The organism is Anaerotruncus sp. 80 (genome assembly GCF_009936115.1).
Taxonomy (GTDB): domain Bacteria; phylum Bacillota; class Clostridia; order Peptostreptococcales; family Anaerovoracaceae; genus Senimuribacter; species Senimuribacter intestinalis.
In genome coordinates this window covers 113,053-128,209 of record NZ_QWES01000010.1, presented here as the reverse complement: position 1 = coordinate 128,209, position 15,157 = coordinate 113,053, and the positions used below count along the sequence as shown (strand labels likewise).

Annotated in this window: 16 protein-coding genes; 4 read left to right on the top strand and 12 right to left on the bottom strand. The window is 43.0% G+C overall.

Annotated elements, in window-relative coordinates; all coding sequences use genetic code 11:
• Positions 1-141 precede the first annotated feature (141 nt).
• Positions 142-1,296, top strand: coding sequence for a site-specific integrase (locus D1155_RS06535; protein ID WP_160201582.1), 1,155 nt, complete (start codon positions 142-144; stop codon positions 1,294-1,296).
• Between the two features lie 361 nt (positions 1,297-1,657).
• Here D1155_RS06535 and D1155_RS15955 read toward each other — a convergent pair whose 3' ends face one another.
• The 6 genes from D1155_RS15955 to D1155_RS06510 form a co-directional block, all read right to left on the bottom strand.
• Entirely contained in the window at positions 1,658-1,792 is a 135-nt protein-coding gene (locus D1155_RS15955) for a hypothetical protein (protein WP_279261549.1), read from the bottom strand.
• Between the two features lie 277 nt (positions 1,793-2,069).
• Positions 2,070-2,927: a GH25 family lysozyme gene (locus D1155_RS06530; RefSeq protein ID WP_160201581.1), complete on the bottom strand. Its 858-nt coding sequence runs from the start codon at positions 2,925-2,927 to the stop codon at positions 2,070-2,072.
• Positions 2,928-2,999: 72 nt separating this feature from the next.
• The gene (locus D1155_RS06525) at positions 3,000-4,223 is read right to left on the bottom strand and encodes a hypothetical protein (protein WP_160201580.1); all 1,224 of its coding nucleotides are present in this window, start codon (positions 4,221-4,223) and stop codon (positions 3,000-3,002) included.
• Positions 4,220-4,780, bottom strand: a complete 561-nt coding sequence (locus tag D1155_RS06520; protein WP_160201579.1) for a sigma-70 family RNA polymerase sigma factor — start codon at positions 4,778-4,780, stop codon at positions 4,220-4,222. The genes D1155_RS06525 and D1155_RS06520 overlap by 4 nt, the downstream gene beginning before the upstream one ends.
• Positions 4,781-4,916: 136 nt before the next feature.
• The gene (locus D1155_RS06515) at positions 4,917-5,582 is read right to left on the bottom strand and encodes a GntR family transcriptional regulator (protein WP_160201578.1); all 666 of its coding nucleotides are present in this window, start codon (positions 5,580-5,582) and stop codon (positions 4,917-4,919) included.
• 12 nt (positions 5,583-5,594) lie between these two features.
• Entirely contained in the window at positions 5,595-6,821 is a 1,227-nt protein-coding gene (locus D1155_RS06510; protein ID WP_160201577.1) for an MFS transporter, read from the bottom strand.
• A 300-nt stretch (positions 6,822-7,121) separates the two neighbouring features.
• Here D1155_RS06510 and D1155_RS15800 point away from each other — a divergent pair, with 300 nt between their 5' ends.
• Together D1155_RS15800 and D1155_RS15795 are read left to right on the top strand one after the other, a co-directional pair.
• Entirely contained in the window at positions 7,122-7,412 is a 291-nt protein-coding gene (locus tag D1155_RS15800; protein ID WP_243151032.1) for a helix-turn-helix domain-containing protein, read from the top strand.
• 5 nt (positions 7,413-7,417) lie between these two features.
• The gene (locus D1155_RS15795; protein ID WP_243151031.1) at positions 7,418-7,786 is read left to right on the top strand and encodes an integrase core domain-containing protein; all 369 of its coding nucleotides are present in this window, start codon (positions 7,418-7,420) and stop codon (positions 7,784-7,786) included.
• 460 nt (positions 7,787-8,246) lie between these two features.
• Here D1155_RS15795 and D1155_RS06500 read toward each other — a convergent pair whose 3' ends face one another.
• A complete protein-coding gene (locus tag D1155_RS06500; RefSeq protein WP_160201576.1) occupies positions 8,247-9,245 on the bottom strand; it encodes a GGGtGRT protein in 999 nt (332 codons plus the stop codon).
• Positions 9,246-9,256: 11 nt separating this feature from the next.
• Positions 9,257-9,949, bottom strand: coding sequence for a hypothetical protein (locus D1155_RS06495; RefSeq protein WP_160201575.1), 693 nt, complete (start codon positions 9,947-9,949; stop codon positions 9,257-9,259).
• Between the two features lie 190 nt (positions 9,950-10,139).
• Here D1155_RS06495 and D1155_RS06490 point away from each other — a divergent pair, with 190 nt between their 5' ends.
• Positions 10,140-10,568 carry a helix-turn-helix transcriptional regulator gene (locus D1155_RS06490; protein ID WP_160201574.1) on the top strand — a complete coding sequence of 143 codons (429 nt, stop codon included), beginning with the start codon at positions 10,140-10,142 and terminating at the stop codon, positions 10,566-10,568.
• A gap of 147 nt (positions 10,569-10,715) precedes the next feature.
• On the opposite strand, the gene D1155_RS06485 is transcribed toward D1155_RS06490, so the two are convergent.
• The 4 genes from D1155_RS06485 to D1155_RS06470 all read right to left on the bottom strand — a co-directional run bounded on the left by D1155_RS06485 (position 10,716) and on the right by D1155_RS06470 (position 14,769).
• Complete coding sequence (locus tag D1155_RS06485) at positions 10,716-11,165, bottom strand: transcriptional repressor (RefSeq protein ID WP_307726226.1); 450 nt, start codon at positions 11,163-11,165, stop codon at positions 10,716-10,718.
• A gap of 8 nt (positions 11,166-11,173) precedes the next feature.
• Positions 11,174-12,013 carry a putative manganese transporter gene (locus tag D1155_RS06480; RefSeq protein ID WP_160201573.1) on the bottom strand — a complete coding sequence of 280 codons (840 nt, stop codon included), beginning with the start codon at positions 12,011-12,013 and terminating at the stop codon, positions 11,174-11,176.
• Between the two features lie 127 nt (positions 12,014-12,140).
• Positions 12,141-13,331: a bifunctional phosphopantothenoylcysteine decarboxylase/phosphopantothenate--cysteine ligase CoaBC gene (gene coaBC, locus D1155_RS06475; protein ID WP_160201572.1), complete on the bottom strand. Its 1,191-nt coding sequence runs from the start codon at positions 13,329-13,331 to the stop codon at positions 12,141-12,143.
• Positions 13,332-13,482: 151 nt separating this feature from the next.
• A complete protein-coding gene (locus tag D1155_RS06470; RefSeq protein WP_160201571.1) occupies positions 13,483-14,769 on the bottom strand; it encodes an alpha/beta fold hydrolase in 1,287 nt (428 codons plus the stop codon).
• Between the last annotated feature and the right edge of the window lie 388 nt (positions 14,770-15,157).

Here is a 15,157-nt window from a genome sequence, read left to right as displayed (position 1 = left end):
AACTGCTCACGGTAACCCTTGCTTTTTGGTGCTAATATTGCACTTATTTTTGGACTTTTTCAATTACGGTTGACACATGACCAAAGATTTTTAACTACAAATCCGCAAACCTTGCGGATTTAAAAAAAGGAATGGTGTATCATGGCAAACAAAACCAACTGCACAATCAACGGTAAAGACTACTACCGCATACGGCGCAAGGTAGGAAAAAAAATCAATTCTAAAGGCGTTTGGGTTGATGACTATAAATTATTCTATGGCAAGAATAAAAGCGAAGCAGAAGCTAAATTTGCCGCCTTTATGGACAATCTAAACAAAGGTATCACGAACAAGCCTCTTCACTTTGGGCAGATGATGGATACTTTCATCACAGAGGTTTTTCTAAAAGATTCCCCTTATTCTGATTCTACAAAAACACGATATGTAAACGCTTATAATAACAATCTGAGAGAATCCAGCCTTGCGGGGCTGGCTCTTTCTAATATCAAAAGTATAGATCTGCAAGCAGCATATAACGCCCTGACCTGCGGCGCTTCCACTGTGCGGTCATTACATAACCTTGTAACCCACTTTTACAGATATCTTGAAAATGAAAACATCTGCAGGGATATCACTAAAAATATTGTACTGCCTAAAGTGGAAAAAACGAAGGGCAACGCCGTTTCTGATGGCAATGTGGAAACTTGGACAGCTGAAGAGGTAAAAACCATTCTAACAGGCTCTGAGGGGCACAGGCTACACCTTCTTTTTGTGCTTGCTATAAATACCGGGTGCCGCATTGGTGAGCTACTCGCATTGCGTTACGATGATATAGAAAACGGCGTTCTACGTGTTAATAAGCAGGTTGTTATTTCTGACGAATTCATAGACGGCAGAAAATCAGGGCAGAAAATCCAAATCAACCCTACAAAAACAAAGTCTTCAATTCGCAGTATTCCCCTTTCGAACGCAGTTCTTACGGCTGTAGAAAAACATGCAGCATGGCAGCAGGTCGAAATGCTCCGTAACGGATATAGAACAAATCACCTCTTCACTACACAGACAGGTAATTTATACGATAAGCACTCTTTACGCACTGCATGCAACCGGTTATATAAGCGGCTGGGCGTTCCCTGCCGCTCTTTCCATGTGTACCGCCACACTTTCGGTACTACGTTAGCTAAAAACGGCGTACCAATTCAAACCGTTGCGGCTCTGATGGGGCACGCTGATATTAACGTAACGAGAGAATATTACATCAACATAGATACCGATGACAAAACCGCAGCTATTAGCAAGCTAGTCTTCAACCCTTGATAACTTTTGTATTAAATTTATATTAAAAACTCGTTTAAGTATTTATAAATCGTTTAATTTTCAACGTTTATATACATTTCTATCAAGACGGCTGAATCAGGGGTTCGACTCCCCTTGGAAGTACCATAAACAACACCGCTCAAAACGTACTAATTTCAACGATTTGAGCGGTGTTTATTTTCCGTTAAAAGTACTATTTTATGCCTTTTTATGCTAAAAGCTCCTTTCTGCGGAATGCGCAAGATAAATTGACTATTGCATAATCTCTTCATTCGTGGTATATTGGTGTCAAGAGGAAACCCTTGAAAACGGTCAACCTGTAACGATTGAAATAACCGCTAAGTTTGTCAGGCTCAGGCGGTTATTTTATTTCCTTCACAATTCTGTAAAGAATCAGCAGATAAACTACATCAAATATGTACTCTGTCCGAATAGCAATATCCGTCATCGCTACCATAAGTTGAACATGCAACCCATAATCCATTAGCATATTCAACAATATAGCCCTCTTTTTCTGATATATTTTCACAAAGAAGCCAGCCTATTCCATCTTTGGAATAGTCCATGCCCCGCCCATATATCCTCCAACAATCCAAATATCATTGGCATATAAAATAATTTCCATTATCTAAGCTAGCAATCCATAACCCGTTTCCATAATAAATATTTTATTAAAAACCCCAAAAGTACTAAATCACTTCCATTTCACAAGTCTATGTAAAGGCACTCAGCCAGAGTGAGTGCCTCTTTTCACTAATGCATGCGGTTAAAACTCACTTCTTTACCCGTTTCGCTTTTTCCAGTGACTTTTGACCAAACAATCCGTCAGCAGTGATACGCTGACGGCGCTGAAAGCGCTTTACCGCATCTTTTGTTGCAGGTCCGTAAATACCGTCAACATCCAGAGAATTTCCATACCAGTTTAGAAATTGCTGCAGCTGTCTGACCTTTTTTCCACGGTCACCCAGAATGAAGTAGCCACGCTTTGGCAAGGTAATGGTACCGGTATAGATATGCTTTTTCTCTCCGCTTCCACTACTAGTTTCATAATTTTTGTAGCACCAGTTTAAATCAAATTTGCCGGGCACATTCTTAAAACGCCCTACATCACTGTACTGCCACATAGCGGTCCTTCCTTTATAGGAATTCGTATCATTATACTGTGCTACCCACACATCAATTCCCTGTAAACTGCCTATTTTTTCAGTCAGCCAAGAGTAAGAAGCATAGACCCCAGCCTTTCGACCCTGTTTGCGGACCTCTTTGACAAAAGCTTTCACTACTTTAGTAAGTGCTCGCTTTGACAGTCTGCCCAGGGTCATAGCGTCCTCTACATCCATCCAGATTGGATAGTCGAAGGTCTTTCCTTTGCACAAAGCCACTGCGTGGCGAGCCTCTCGTCTAGCCTGAGACACCGTTACTGCGGTCGAGTAGTAATATGCCCCAAACCCCAGATTTGCTGCACGCGCCATCTGATAGTTATGAGAAAAGGTGCTATCCTCCATCGTTCCGCGATAGCCGCCTGCTCTTGCAATAACAAAGCGGACACCCGCCTTTTTCATCCTGTTATAATCAGCTTCCGTCAGCCTGCCGTTCCAATAACTGACATCAATGCCTTTCTTTTTTGCCATAAAAAACACCCCAGGTTATCCTATGCCGAGGTGTCCATTTCTGTGCTATTCCACAGCTTCCATTATATAAAATTATTCCTGTGTCTCAGGCATTTTGCTCAAATATTCTTCTCGAACAGCTGGCACATAGTACGTGCTGTAGCAAATGAGGTCATCATCTTCATCAATACGCACATCAAAAGCATAGTAAGGCATGAAAATATTGCACTGCGGTCCCGTCAGATATACAAGAGATGAACGCTCAATATTATCAAGAGACGGCAGCTTCGTATTGCCTGCCACGTACTTTCCCTTCTTGAGAAGTTGTTTTGCCTCTTCAGCTGTAATAATCGGGTACTCCTCAATCTTCTTGCCTGATGCCAGATTATCCATCATCATAATGCCGATTAGCTGTCCCTCATCGTTTAGTTCAAACCTCATACGCTTCAGGTTATATCCCACAATCTGCTCCTGCAGATTTTCTCCCCCGTCATAACCGGATAAAATCCAATGCGGCTTTCTCTCCTCATCGTAAAATATGCGAACACTGACCCTCGGGTTCGAGAATTCCATTAATCCCCCGTACTGTTCCAAAAGATACGCGGTCACCTGCTCCGCTTCTTCACTGTCCATTTCAGAATCTGCTGTCTTATGATCCTGCAGAAGTGACTTTGGCTGTGCAAATTTTATTTCCGTAAAATTATTATATGTCACAGTGATATTGCCATCGTCTGTATACGCAGTTGCCTTAAATGCTTTCTGCAAAGTTCCGTCTTCTGGCTTCGTATCATCGGATTTCTCTTTTCTCTCATACTTGATCTCATCTATCGTCATATTCATTTCAGCTGCAGCTGCCCGCAGTTTTTTGTCCAGAAAGGCATCGCTGACCGGTATCGCTTTTTCATCTGCCTCTCCTGCATAAGCGATGTTCTCATATACCGGAAGAAACTCAACCTCAGTATCTTCTTCCCATGGGTTTCCATCCTCTTGTGTCGATGGGTTTCCAAGCTTTTTCTTTGGCTCTTCCGCTTTCGTCGCATAGCGTTCAACTGACAAAGTCGGCAGCTTATCGCTCTCTTCTGCTGCCACATTCTGACCATTTCTATCGGAAGACCCATTTCCGATTTGCTCACCAGACGGCAGTAGCTGCACAGCGCCCAGTACGAACATCAAAAAACATGCCGCCGCTATACTGCTATAACGAAACCACTTCTTCCGCTGCATGCTCCTTCTCTGCGCTGACTGAAAATCTGCTGCTTCCTTAATATATGCATCATCAATTTCATTGATATGAAATAAAATATCCTCTTTCTTCATAACACGATTCCCTCACTTTCCAGAGATTTTTTCAGTTCTTTTCGCATACGAAAAAGCATGGATGTAATTCGGTTCGGATTCATCGAAAATTCCTCTGCAATTTCCTTAACAGAACACAAATACCAGTACCGTTTTACAAATACTATCCGATTCAATCTGGACTGCCTTGCCAGAAATTGATTGATAACCTCGACTACTGCCATTTCATCCGCCAGCGTTTCCACCTCTGAACGTTCACCGACACATTCCTCCAGTTCTGACAAAGCCAGCGCAACCTGTCCTTCCCCTCGCTTTTGGGCATTGCGCCCTTTATACCGGTTCAGCGCCAAATTTCTGGTTATCTTCCCCAAATAGGTGGAAAGCTGTACCGGTCGTTGAGGTGGAATTGCATTCCATGCACGCATGTAGGCATCATTGACACATTCCTCCGCGTCCTCGCTGCTTCTGAGGATATTGTAAGCTATGTAATTGCAATATTTTCCATATTTCTTGTCCGTCTCCGCAATAGCTTCTTCGCTTCGTGCAAAGTAAAGCTCTACGATTGTGCTGTCCTCCATAGCCATCTCCCTTCCCTAATCATCACCACTTTTTTTCTTCTCTATTGCAACTCTAACTTCATTTTATCAGGTGGGAAAAAAAATCGCAAGAAAAAAGGAGCAATACTGCTGCTTACGCATTGCTCCCGCATTTCATTTATTTCGATTGCTCCAGTTCGAGCTTTCGTTTCATATAGGTTGTTCCTGAAAATTTATTATGTTCATTCATCAGAATTTTCGCCTTGGCAATGTTGCCCTTTTTCAAAGCAATCAGAATCTCCGTATGGTCATTAATACTCTGCTTGCGGTTTTCGCTGACAGCCTGATAAGCAAAAGTGCACATATTGATTTGATTCTGCGTCTTTGCCGCACACTCTCTGATAGTCCTGTTGGTACAGTATTCTATCATAGTCTGATGAAAACAATCAGATGCCTTGTGAGAACCTTGCTCGTCATCGGTTTCATAAGCAGCTTTCTGCTCCGCAATGATATCCTCCAGTTCTTCAACGAGGTATTTTAGCGTATCCAGACCCTGATATGTATCAATGACGATATCAAAGAGATAGCAGTTGGCTTCAATCAGTCCCGCTTCTTCTTCCTCCGAAAGCTTGATAATACTAGGTCCTACATTATGCTTCTGCTCTACAAAACCTTCCTGAATCAGTCTATTAATAGTCTCTCTTACAGGGGTTCTGCTGACAGAAAAGGTTTTCGCCAGTTCCTCAATATTTAGTCTGTCTCCCGGCACCAGTTCCCGATTCTGTATTTTTTGCAAAATCAGGTCATAAATCTGATCGACAAGAGACGTTCTCTTTACTTTCATCTTTTCACTCCATTAGAACGGTCTTGGTTCTTCTCTTCTGCTGTTTTCTTTCTTGATAATATTGCTGACAACTACCCACATTATCAGTGCCAACACTGCGAAAATTAAAATAGCAACAAATGAAGAGTCATAAGCACCGCCGGATTTTTCTACCAAGCTGCTGCTGATGGTTGGTCCGATAATCGCTGCCGGAACCAAGTTGAACATGCCAACACCAAAGTTTACAGCAAAGTACTTCGGTCCGTAATATTTCTGAATCAATGTAGAACAGATGGTCGGGTTCGCTCCGTACGAAAGACCCATCGCTAAAAGTCCTACCAGAATCAGAATCATGGAACCGGTCTTTGCTCCCAGGAGCAGTGCGATGCCCCCTACAAACATGAAGATAATATCCACCATCATAGCAGTTTTTCCGTTGGTTTTATCGTAAATGCCGCCGACAATCACACGACCTGCGCCATTAAATACAGATACTACCATACCTACGATAGCCGGTGCACCGAATGCCACAGCGATAGACGCGGCGCTGTTGATGACCATCAGACCGCCCACACTAATCAGCACACACCAAAGCAGGAAGCACCAGAAAGAAGCAGTTTTCATAACACTTCCAATAGGGTCTCCATAAAGTTCTTTTGCCTGTCCACCGCCTGCAGGTGCCTCCGGCACTTTAATAAAGAAAGAGCCAACTCCCAAAACTACGAATATCATAATACCCAAAATCATAAAAGTGGTAAAAATCCCTTTGGAAGCAATCAGGCTGGTTGCAACGCTTCCAAGAATCAGCGCACCAAGACCGAATCCCATCATCATAATACCGCTGCAAAGACCTGGCTTATCTGGGAACCACTTATTCATGGTGCCGATTACACAATTATAGGTAAGACCTACGCCGCTTCCACCGAAAAATCCATAAAAAATATACAGCATAATCAAGCTGGAAGAAGAGTTTTCCGGATTCAGACGAGATACACCAAAAAATCCAATCAGCAGACAGACTGCAGATAGCAGGATAATCAGCTGCGGTTTGAACCTGGCTGCCAGTTTACCAGCAACAAATCCGCCCACGCAGAAGAAGACCATAGAGATAGTAAAAGTCATAGAAAGCTGTGACAGTGACCAATCTGTATAAACTTCGCTAAAAGGCGTTCTAAACAGTGACCAGCCATAGATAAGGCCACAGAAAATTAACAGCAATGTACCCACACACAGATACAACCATCGTTTGTTACTTGTCATTGAACGATTCTCCTTTTCTTTGAATTGAATTTGCGGTATCCTGGTCTGCCTTAGAGAAAAAAAGCGGATGAAATAAAGGCTATTCCACCCGCCGTCCCTCAGACAAACGCTTTATACCTAATGTATTTATAACTATTTTATAGATTTTCAAACAAAAAGTCAAGCAATATTCTTATACACTGGTGTTTTTCCTTGTAGGTTTACAATAGATGTGTTACAACTGAATAAAAAAAATTGCGAGATCTCATTTTTGTGTTAAAGTTAAGTTACCACACCAAACCATTACACAAGAGGTCCCGCATGACAAGTATAACACAAGATATGAGATTTCGTCTATCTCTTTTAAATTATGCCGAAAAATATGGTGTTACCAAGGCTGCTATTAAATACAAAGTCAATCGCCAGTACATCTATCGTTGGCGTCGCCGTTTTGACGGCTCTATCCAGTCACTTAGAGAACATTCTAGAAGACCTCATCATCCTAACCAGCATACCCCTGAGGAACTCAAGCTCATCAAAGACATGCGCCGTAGAAACCCTCATGCCGGACTTGTCGTACTTTGGGTAAAACTCTCTCAACGGTATTCTTAGAACACATGCTGAAAGCTTTTCCTTTTGTTGTGGAATGTGTGCAGACGGACAATGGTCCAGAGTTCACTAAGCGATTTGTTAGCAAAAGAGCAAATGACCTTAGCCGGTTTGAGAAAAAGCTCAAAGAATTGGGTATTGCGCACAAGTTGATTAAACCTTTTACACCAAGACATAATGGAAAGATAGAACGATTACATAGAAAAGATAACGAATACTTCTATGCAACTCACTCGTTCTACTCCCTTGCAGATTTTGCTGCTCAGCTAAAGGTTCATAACCGAAAGTACAACAACTTTCCTATGCGTCCATTAAAGTGGCTTTCTCCTAAAGATACTTTATTTAATTTTTTGCATGACGGTGTAACATATGTTTGACAAGCCTTCAGTCACTAGCTCCGCTAAATTTTAATTCATTTTAAAAATAGGAGGTACGCCTTATGAAGGTAATGAAAACGCCGAAGGATATGGCATAATGAAGAAACGGTCCGTAGAAAGCGGCAAGAAAATGGTATGAAAACGAAAAAAGAAGCCGCCTTTAACGGAAGAAGAGGTGCAGGAAAAAATGCTCCGTGAACGCCGCAAAGGATTTTCAATTCCTATCGGACTCGGCACCGCTTTTGTGGCAATCTTAGTTTTCTTTTTAATTGTAGATACTGATACTATTATGTTTATTTAGTTCGCCCTTTTTTTAGGGCGAATTTTTATTTGCAACAGTAATTCAACCACGAATCCGCCCCTTTGCTCTTATTTTAGGGATAAAAAGGGCTAATTTAGGATTTTCACTTTAAAAACGCAGGAGTTTTTTCAGAAACTCCTGCGTCATCAATTTACATATTTATTTGAAGGCTTCCTGTACAGCTACCGCTACAGCCACGCTGGCGCCAACCATCGGGTTATTTCCCATACCTAAAAATCCCATCATTTCAACATGTGCTGGTACTGAAGAAGAACCGGCAAACTGTGCATCAGAGTGCATTCTTCCCATGGTATCCGTCATGCCGTAAGAAGAAGGACCTGCTGCCATGTTGTCCGGATGCAGAGTTCTGCCTGTACCGCCGCCGGAAGCAACAGAGAAATACTTCTTTCCTTCAAGGACTCTTTCCTTCTTGTAAGTGCCTGCAACCGGGTGCTGGAATCTGGTTGGATTGGTGGAGTTTCCAGTGATGGACACGTCCACGTTTTCGTGGTGCATAATTGCCACACCTTCTCTTACATCAAAAGCGCCGTAGCATTTTACTTTCGCTCTGTCCCCCTTGGAGTATGGTGTTTCTTTGACAACCTTCAGCTCCCCAGTAAAGAAATCAAAGTCTGTCTGCACATAGGTAAAGCCGTTGATTCTGGAAATAATCAGCGCCGCATCCTTGCCAAGACCATTTAAAATTACTCGCAGAGGTTTTGTTCTGACTTTATTGGCAGAGTTTGCAATACCAATTGCGCCTTCTGCTGCTGCAAAGGATTCATGACCTGCAAGGAATGCAAAGCACTCTGTTTCTTCACTGAGCAGCATAGACGCCAAATTACCGTGACCAATTCCGACCTTTCTGTCGTCCGCTACAGAGCCAGGAATACAAAATGCCTGCAGACCTTCTCCGATTGCCTTTGCCGCTTCTGCCGCGGTCACAGCTCCCTTTTTCATTGCGATGGCTGCACCAAGGACATATGCCCAGCAAGCGTCCTCAAAGCAAATCGGCTGAATACCCTTTACGATTTCGTAAGGATCGAAACCCTTATCAGTACACATTTTACGGGCTTCCTCCAAATCCTTGATTCCATATTCTTTCATCACCGCTTCGATTCCGGCGATTCTTCTATCGTAGTTTTCAAATAATTCCATCCCGGCACCTCCTATTCTTTGCGTGGATCAATCTTCTTGACAGCTTCGTTAAATCTGCCGTAAACCCCGCTAGCTTTCTCGATTGCTTCCATTGGGTCCACACCACTTTTAATAAAGTCCATCATACGACCGATGTTTACATACTTATAGCCGATGATGTTGTTATCCTCATCAAGGCCTTCCTCTAAAATGTATCCTTCTGCCAGTTCCAGATATCTAGGACCCTTTGCCGCAGTGGAATAAATAGTGCCAACCTGGCTTCTGGTGCCTTTACCCAGGTCTTCAAGTCCTGCACCGACAGCAAGTCCACCTTCTGAAAAAGCAGACTGACTTCTTCCATATACAATCTGCAAAAACAGTTCTCTCATCGCCGTATTTATTGCGTCACAGACAAGGTCTGTGTTTAATGCCTCTAAGATTGTTTTTCCGACCAGAATTTCTCCTGCCATGGCTGCAGAATGAGTCATGCCGGAACATCCCAGCGTCTCAATCAGAGCTTCTTGGATTATGCCGTCCTTAACGTTGAGGGTTAATTTGCATGCACCCTGTTGCGGCGCACACCAGCCGACACCATGTGTCAATCCTGAGATATCTGCAATTTCTTTTGCCTGCACCCATCTGCCTTCTTCGGGAATAGGCGCTGGTCCGTGATTTGCATCTCTTCCAACGATACACATATTCTCGACTTCTTTCGTATAAATCATCTTCTACCTCCACTTAAGTTTCGTTACTTCTTTTAGTATATCATCGGCCGCGCATTTATTCAACTGGTTTTAACTGTATCTTCGACGATGATGAAGGTCAATCTCCCTAAATCACAAAGAAAATTTGCTGTCATTATGACTTAATGTAAAAAAGTTGAAACTTTTTGCTGCCCGTTAGGACTCTATTTATATGAAAACATTTTATCTGGAGGAAGAACAAATCATTATGGATGCAAAAACACAAGCACAAATCGCAGCAAATATCGGATACTTACGCCGTCTTTTCGGCTATACGCAGACAGGACTCGCAAAAGCTCTGGACATGTCAAGATGTACTTATGCCTTACTGGAAAACGGTGAAAGGCTTCCTACCGCAGATGTTCTGCTTCATCTGTCGGATTTTTATCATATCAGTGTAGATACAATTTTACAGCTGGACTCACAGAAACTTGTCAATGATGTGATTTTCGCAGACCGTTGCAGCAAACAGCAGCGCAATCTGCTGGAGTTGTATAATCAGTTATCTCCTGAAGGAAAAAGAAAACTGATTACCAGATCCAAACAGCTTATTCTGGAAGAAGATATAGGCGAAGTCCCATCCTATCGCACCGCTTTATAAAAGAACGCCTGCAAAAACAAAGAATATAGCCTGTGCAATGTGCACAGGCTATATTCCAACCTATAACATAATACTATATGGATCGTTTGTCCACAATCAGAATTTATCATATCTAATCTGTAGAAGTCAATCAAACTTTAGTCCTATTTACTTTTCTATGACCGCTTTTTCTCTGCGGCATCCTGCACAAAAGCCGTAAATCACAGAATTTTTACATTGCAACTGAAATCCGTGATCCTTTGCAACATGGCTCGCAATCTCTTCCATAAAGTGACAGTCCAGATGCTCAACAACACCACATGCCACACACTTCAGATGTAAATGCTCATCGCATTTGTGAGTCCGTTCTACATATTGATAGGTCGCCTTTGTACTCTCGCCATTCGCCTGAGGCATATATTTGATTAAATTTCCGTCAGCTTCTAATTTTTCCAGATAACGATAAATAGTCGTTACGTTAACCGGATGATTTTCCGACTGCATATGGGCATGAATTTCACTGACACTGACGGGCCTTTGCCCCGACTCTTTCAGATAGGACAAAATCCCAGCTCTGCCCCCTGTCTTATATTCTAATCCGCTTCGCCTAGTCATCATTATCCTCCCTATAGCCAAAATTCAATTATGATACCCCAGACTACACTAAAGATGTAAAGCACCGCTGCAATAGTCATATTTTCGCGTAAATGTCTATTTTCTTTAAAGAGCACTAAAAGTCCCATGCCTGCACTGACTAAAAGTCCGCTGAACATCGGACCTGCACCGATGATTCCATCCAGATAAAGCTGTGTAATCACCACTGACGCCGCACAGTTTGGAATCAGCCCCACAAGAGCGGAAACCGCCTGCCCAAGTACAGGCACATTGGAAAAAATCCTGTATAGATTTCCCTCTCCGACTAGCTCAATGGCGCCCCCAATTGCGACAGAAATCAAGAAAAGAAAAAAGAAAACTTTTACAGTATGCAGCACTGCGTCAGCCAGCACGCCTGTGCCGCAATGACATGGCTCCGGAGGCAGTTCGAACTCAGAAGAAACCTTATTTCTTCGCGCCATAAATCCAAACAATATCTCTGCTAAAAAACCGCTAATCATGGCAATGATAACCTTGGTCAGCAAGATCTTTACAATAATAGTTCCCGGCACTTTTTGCGAAATCAAAATTGGAAGCATTTCGTCCGAAGTTGACATATAGATTGCAATCAGCGTGCCAAAAGTCAGCACTCTATTCATATAGAAATACGAGGCTGCGGTAGAAAAGCCGCATTGCGGAAATGCTCCCAGAAGGCTTCCCCAGACAGGTCCGAACTTTCCGGCTCTCTGAATCATGCCTCTGGCGTGGCTGCCAGTTGCTCGTTCCAAAATTCCCATGACAAGATAAGTCAAAAAAAGAAACGGTATCAACCGCAAACTATCCATCAGCGCATCTAGTAAAACTTCTGTCATATGCTCCCCTTTCCAATCAAATTTGCAATTCATTTGCGTTTTATATTATAGCATCCCACAATGCCCAAAGTCAAGGCATAAAAAAGCACACGCCATAGCAATAATCATGGGTGTGCCGCATTTCTCATTACAATTGTCCCAATATAGTATCTACCACAGCCTTTGCTACCTGGTCTTTTCCCATCAGTTCCAGCTGCCGCACTTCATCTTTTGTAATCAGTGTCACCAGATTGGTATCAGTGCCAAATCCTGCACCGTCATCCTTCAGGTTGTTTGCCACAATCATATCTGCATTCTTGCGAAGCAGCTTTGCCTTAGAATTTTCCAGCATATTCTCTGTTTCCATAGAAAAACCGCAGAGAAACTGTCCATCCTTCTTATGTTCACCAAGGTACTTCAAAATGTCCTGCGTCCTTTTCATCGGAATAGACAAATCGCCATCCTTTTTCTTTACCTTCTGATCACTGACATTGAGCGGGGTATAGTCACTGACCGCAGCAGCTTTAATGATGATATCCATCTCTGCACTTCGCGAAATCACCGCTTCAAACATATCTGCTGCGCTTTCTACAGAAACTGTATCTATAAACATAGGCAGCACCGCTGTAGTCGCTGCCTTTACCAAAGTCACCTCTGCACCTCTGAGCATACATTCCTTTGCAATAGCAAAGCCCATCTTTCCGCTGGAATGATTGGTGATAAACCGAACTGGATCCATGGACTCTCTGGTAGCCCCTGCCGTTACCAGTACTTTCTTTCCGACCATGTCCTTTTCTCTTGCAACAGCCTTCTCAACATACTGAAACAGCACCTCAGGCTCTGGCATTTTTCCGCTGCCCGTATCACCGCAGGCCAGGTAACCAGTGGCAGGTGTAATCACTTCAATGCCATAATGCTGCAAAATCTTTATATTGTCCTGTGTGATTGCATTCTCGTACATCGCCGTATTCATCGCCGGTGCTACAATCTTCGGGCAGGTTGACGCCAAAAAAGTGGTAGTCAGCATATCGTCTGCAAGACCGTGCGCTAACTTCGCCATCACGTTAGCAGTTGCCGGCGCCACCAGAAACACGTCAGCCTTCTTTGCCAGTGCCACATGTTCTACATTGTGCTGAAAATTTCTATCGAATGTATCCACAACGCATTTATTTCCTGTCAGCGTCTCAAAGGTGATAGGATTGATGAAATTGCACGCATGTGCAGTCATAATCACATGCACCTCTGCCCCTGCCTTTACCAAACTGCTGGCAAGCGCTGCGCACTTATACGCTGCGATGCCGCCGCTGACACCTAAGAGAACGGTTTTATCTTTTAGCATAGTTTTCTCCTTAAGATACTCGTAGTTTTCCTTATCAGTATACGCCATACCCTCAGAAAAAACAAGAAGAAAGAACCTCCGATTGTCGATGATTTGTCAATTATTCGTTACTGCAGTCCCATTACGCCCAGTCAGAATGGGCAATTCGTTCTTACAATCCTTTCGCCTTCAAATCCTTCACTAATTCCACATAAAATTCTCGCACATCAAAGCCGGGAATATTTTCTCTGTTCAAATCAATCACATCGCCATGGGATACGCCGCGTTTGCCCTCCGCCTGAATTTCAATGCACCGGCTTCCCCATTTCATGGATTCAACCGATACCAGTCCGTCATTGGCTCCATCAAAAAGTTTCACAAAGCGGTAGGTCAAGTTCAATGGAAACTTTCCGTATCCGGCTCTGTTCATTTTCGATGCCACACTTTGGCAGTAAATTCCATACTCCTGCACTGCCGCTTGCTCCGGTTCACGCATCTTCTCATTAAGAGCCTTGCAGCCACTTTCTGTCAAGTCAATAACAGCCGCTAGAAAATCCGGGTTCGGATCGCCCAGATATTTGACTGTCTGGTTATAGGTCTTTGCAATTTTTCCCCTAACCTTTTCCGGCACATGATAAAACAGCCACTCTGCGAATTTACAGCCGCAATGCGGCGTATTGATAGTAGTCAATGATGCAATTCGCGGCGCCGCTCCGCACATCGCAAGCGCATATCTGCTGTCCAAACCGCCTTTTGAATGTCCTATGATATTAACCTTTTCTGCTCCAGTCTTCTGGCAGATTTCTTCAATTCTTGCCGCAATCTCTTCTCCGCAGTCCGCTACTGAATCCGCCGACTGCTGTTTTCCATAAAAAATTTTCGCACCATTTCTTTGCAGTTCTCTCGGAATCCTGCCCCAGTAGTTCAGATATTTAAAGTCCCTGAAAAACACGCCATGCACCAAAAGCAGCGGATATTTTGTATGACAAACTTCGCTCTCTGCCCTCACTCGGTTCAGCTCAGCTTTCTCTGTTTCTGTTTCCACCTCTCGCTGTACAAGGTTAATTAGTTTCAACAAAACCAGCAGATTTACCACCGGAATTAATCCGGTAAAGGCGGCAACCAGCCTCCATTTCATGCCCAGCTGCGTAGATGTTAGATAAATCCGTATCATGCCGCACCAGAACAAAAGAGTCTCTATCCCTGCGCAAATCAGACCTATCGGTATTACTGTCCACCAGCCGGGCCAGGCGGTCAAAATCCAGCTGAATCCAATGAGGCAACACGCTGCAGAAGTCCATAAGAACACGCGCAGCTGCACCGTTCCGCAATACATCTGTCTGATGATTCGACTCTCAAACTCGCTCTTGCCTCGCCTCGGCACGCCAAGAGGCACTATTATAAACCAGATAGCAGCCAGTATCGGCAAAAATATAATAATGTAATATAATTTTTCCATAACCGAAGTCCTCTTTCTTTGTTAAAATGTCATTGCTACTATCACATCTATACTTTCGTACAAAGCAGCATTCTTTATATGATTGGAGTTATTTCTATTTCATTATATTATAGTTTTTTGTTATAATAAAGAAATAAATTGTTTTCGCCATGATTTTTCTATGTATTATCCAAATCCGCACCATTTTAGGATAAATATAAGTCAATGGTGCGTTTTTGCATTTCTGCAGTCTCTATGCTGCACCATATGACGCTCCATGAAAGACAATGGTGCGCCAGAAACTATATCGCAGAATAAATTCTTAAATTTTCACCCCATTTTAGGGATTTATATCCATAAACCAACATACATATTCCATAATATTCCATTTAATTCCAGAAATTTCACT

Bases quoted from the DNA above. Each gene is read 5' to 3' on its own strand.
- D1155_RS06535 (WP_160201582.1), top strand. From the start codon at position 142: ATGGCAAACAAAACCAACTGCACAATCAACGGTAAAGACTACTACCGC.
- D1155_RS06530 (WP_160201581.1), bottom strand. From the start codon at position 2,927: ATGGCAAAAAAGAAAGGCATTGATGTCAGTTATTGGAACGGCAGGCTG.
- D1155_RS06525 (WP_160201580.1), bottom strand. From the start codon at position 4,223: ATGAAGAAAGAGGATATTTTATTTCATATCAATGAAATTGATGATGCA.
- D1155_RS06520 (WP_160201579.1), bottom strand. From the start codon at position 4,780: ATGGAGGACAGCACAATCGTAGAGCTTTACTTTGCACGAAGCGAAGAA.
- D1155_RS06515 (WP_160201578.1), bottom strand. From the start codon at position 5,582: ATGAAAGTAAAGAGAACGTCTCTTGTCGATCAGATTTATGACCTGATT.
- D1155_RS06510 (WP_160201577.1), bottom strand. From the start codon at position 6,821: ATGACAAGTAACAAACGATGGTTGTATCTGTGTGTGGGTACATTGCTG.
- D1155_RS15800 (WP_243151032.1), top strand. From the start codon at position 7,122: ATGACAAGTATAACACAAGATATGAGATTTCGTCTATCTCTTTTAAAT.
- D1155_RS15795 (WP_243151031.1), top strand. From the start codon at position 7,418: ATGCTGAAAGCTTTTCCTTTTGTTGTGGAATGTGTGCAGACGGACAAT.
- D1155_RS06500 (WP_160201576.1), bottom strand. From the start codon at position 9,245: ATGGAATTATTTGAAAACTACGATAGAAGAATCGCCGGAATCGAAGCG.
- D1155_RS06495 (WP_160201575.1), bottom strand. From the start codon at position 9,949: ATGATTTATACGAAAGAAGTCGAGAATATGTGTATCGTTGGAAGAGAT.
- D1155_RS06490 (WP_160201574.1), top strand. From the start codon at position 10,140: ATGAAAACATTTTATCTGGAGGAAGAACAAATCATTATGGATGCAAAA.
- D1155_RS06485 (WP_307726226.1), bottom strand. From the start codon at position 11,165: ATGATGACTAGGCGAAGCGGATTAGAATATAAGACAGGGGGCAGAGCT.
- D1155_RS06480 (WP_160201573.1), bottom strand. From the start codon at position 12,013: ATGACAGAAGTTTTACTAGATGCGCTGATGGATAGTTTGCGGTTGATA.
- coaBC (WP_160201572.1), bottom strand. From the start codon at position 13,331: ATGCTAAAAGATAAAACCGTTCTCTTAGGTGTCAGCGGCGGCATCGCA.
- D1155_RS06470 (WP_160201571.1), bottom strand. From the start codon at position 14,769: ATGGAAAAATTATATTACATTATTATATTTTTGCCGATACTGGCTGCT.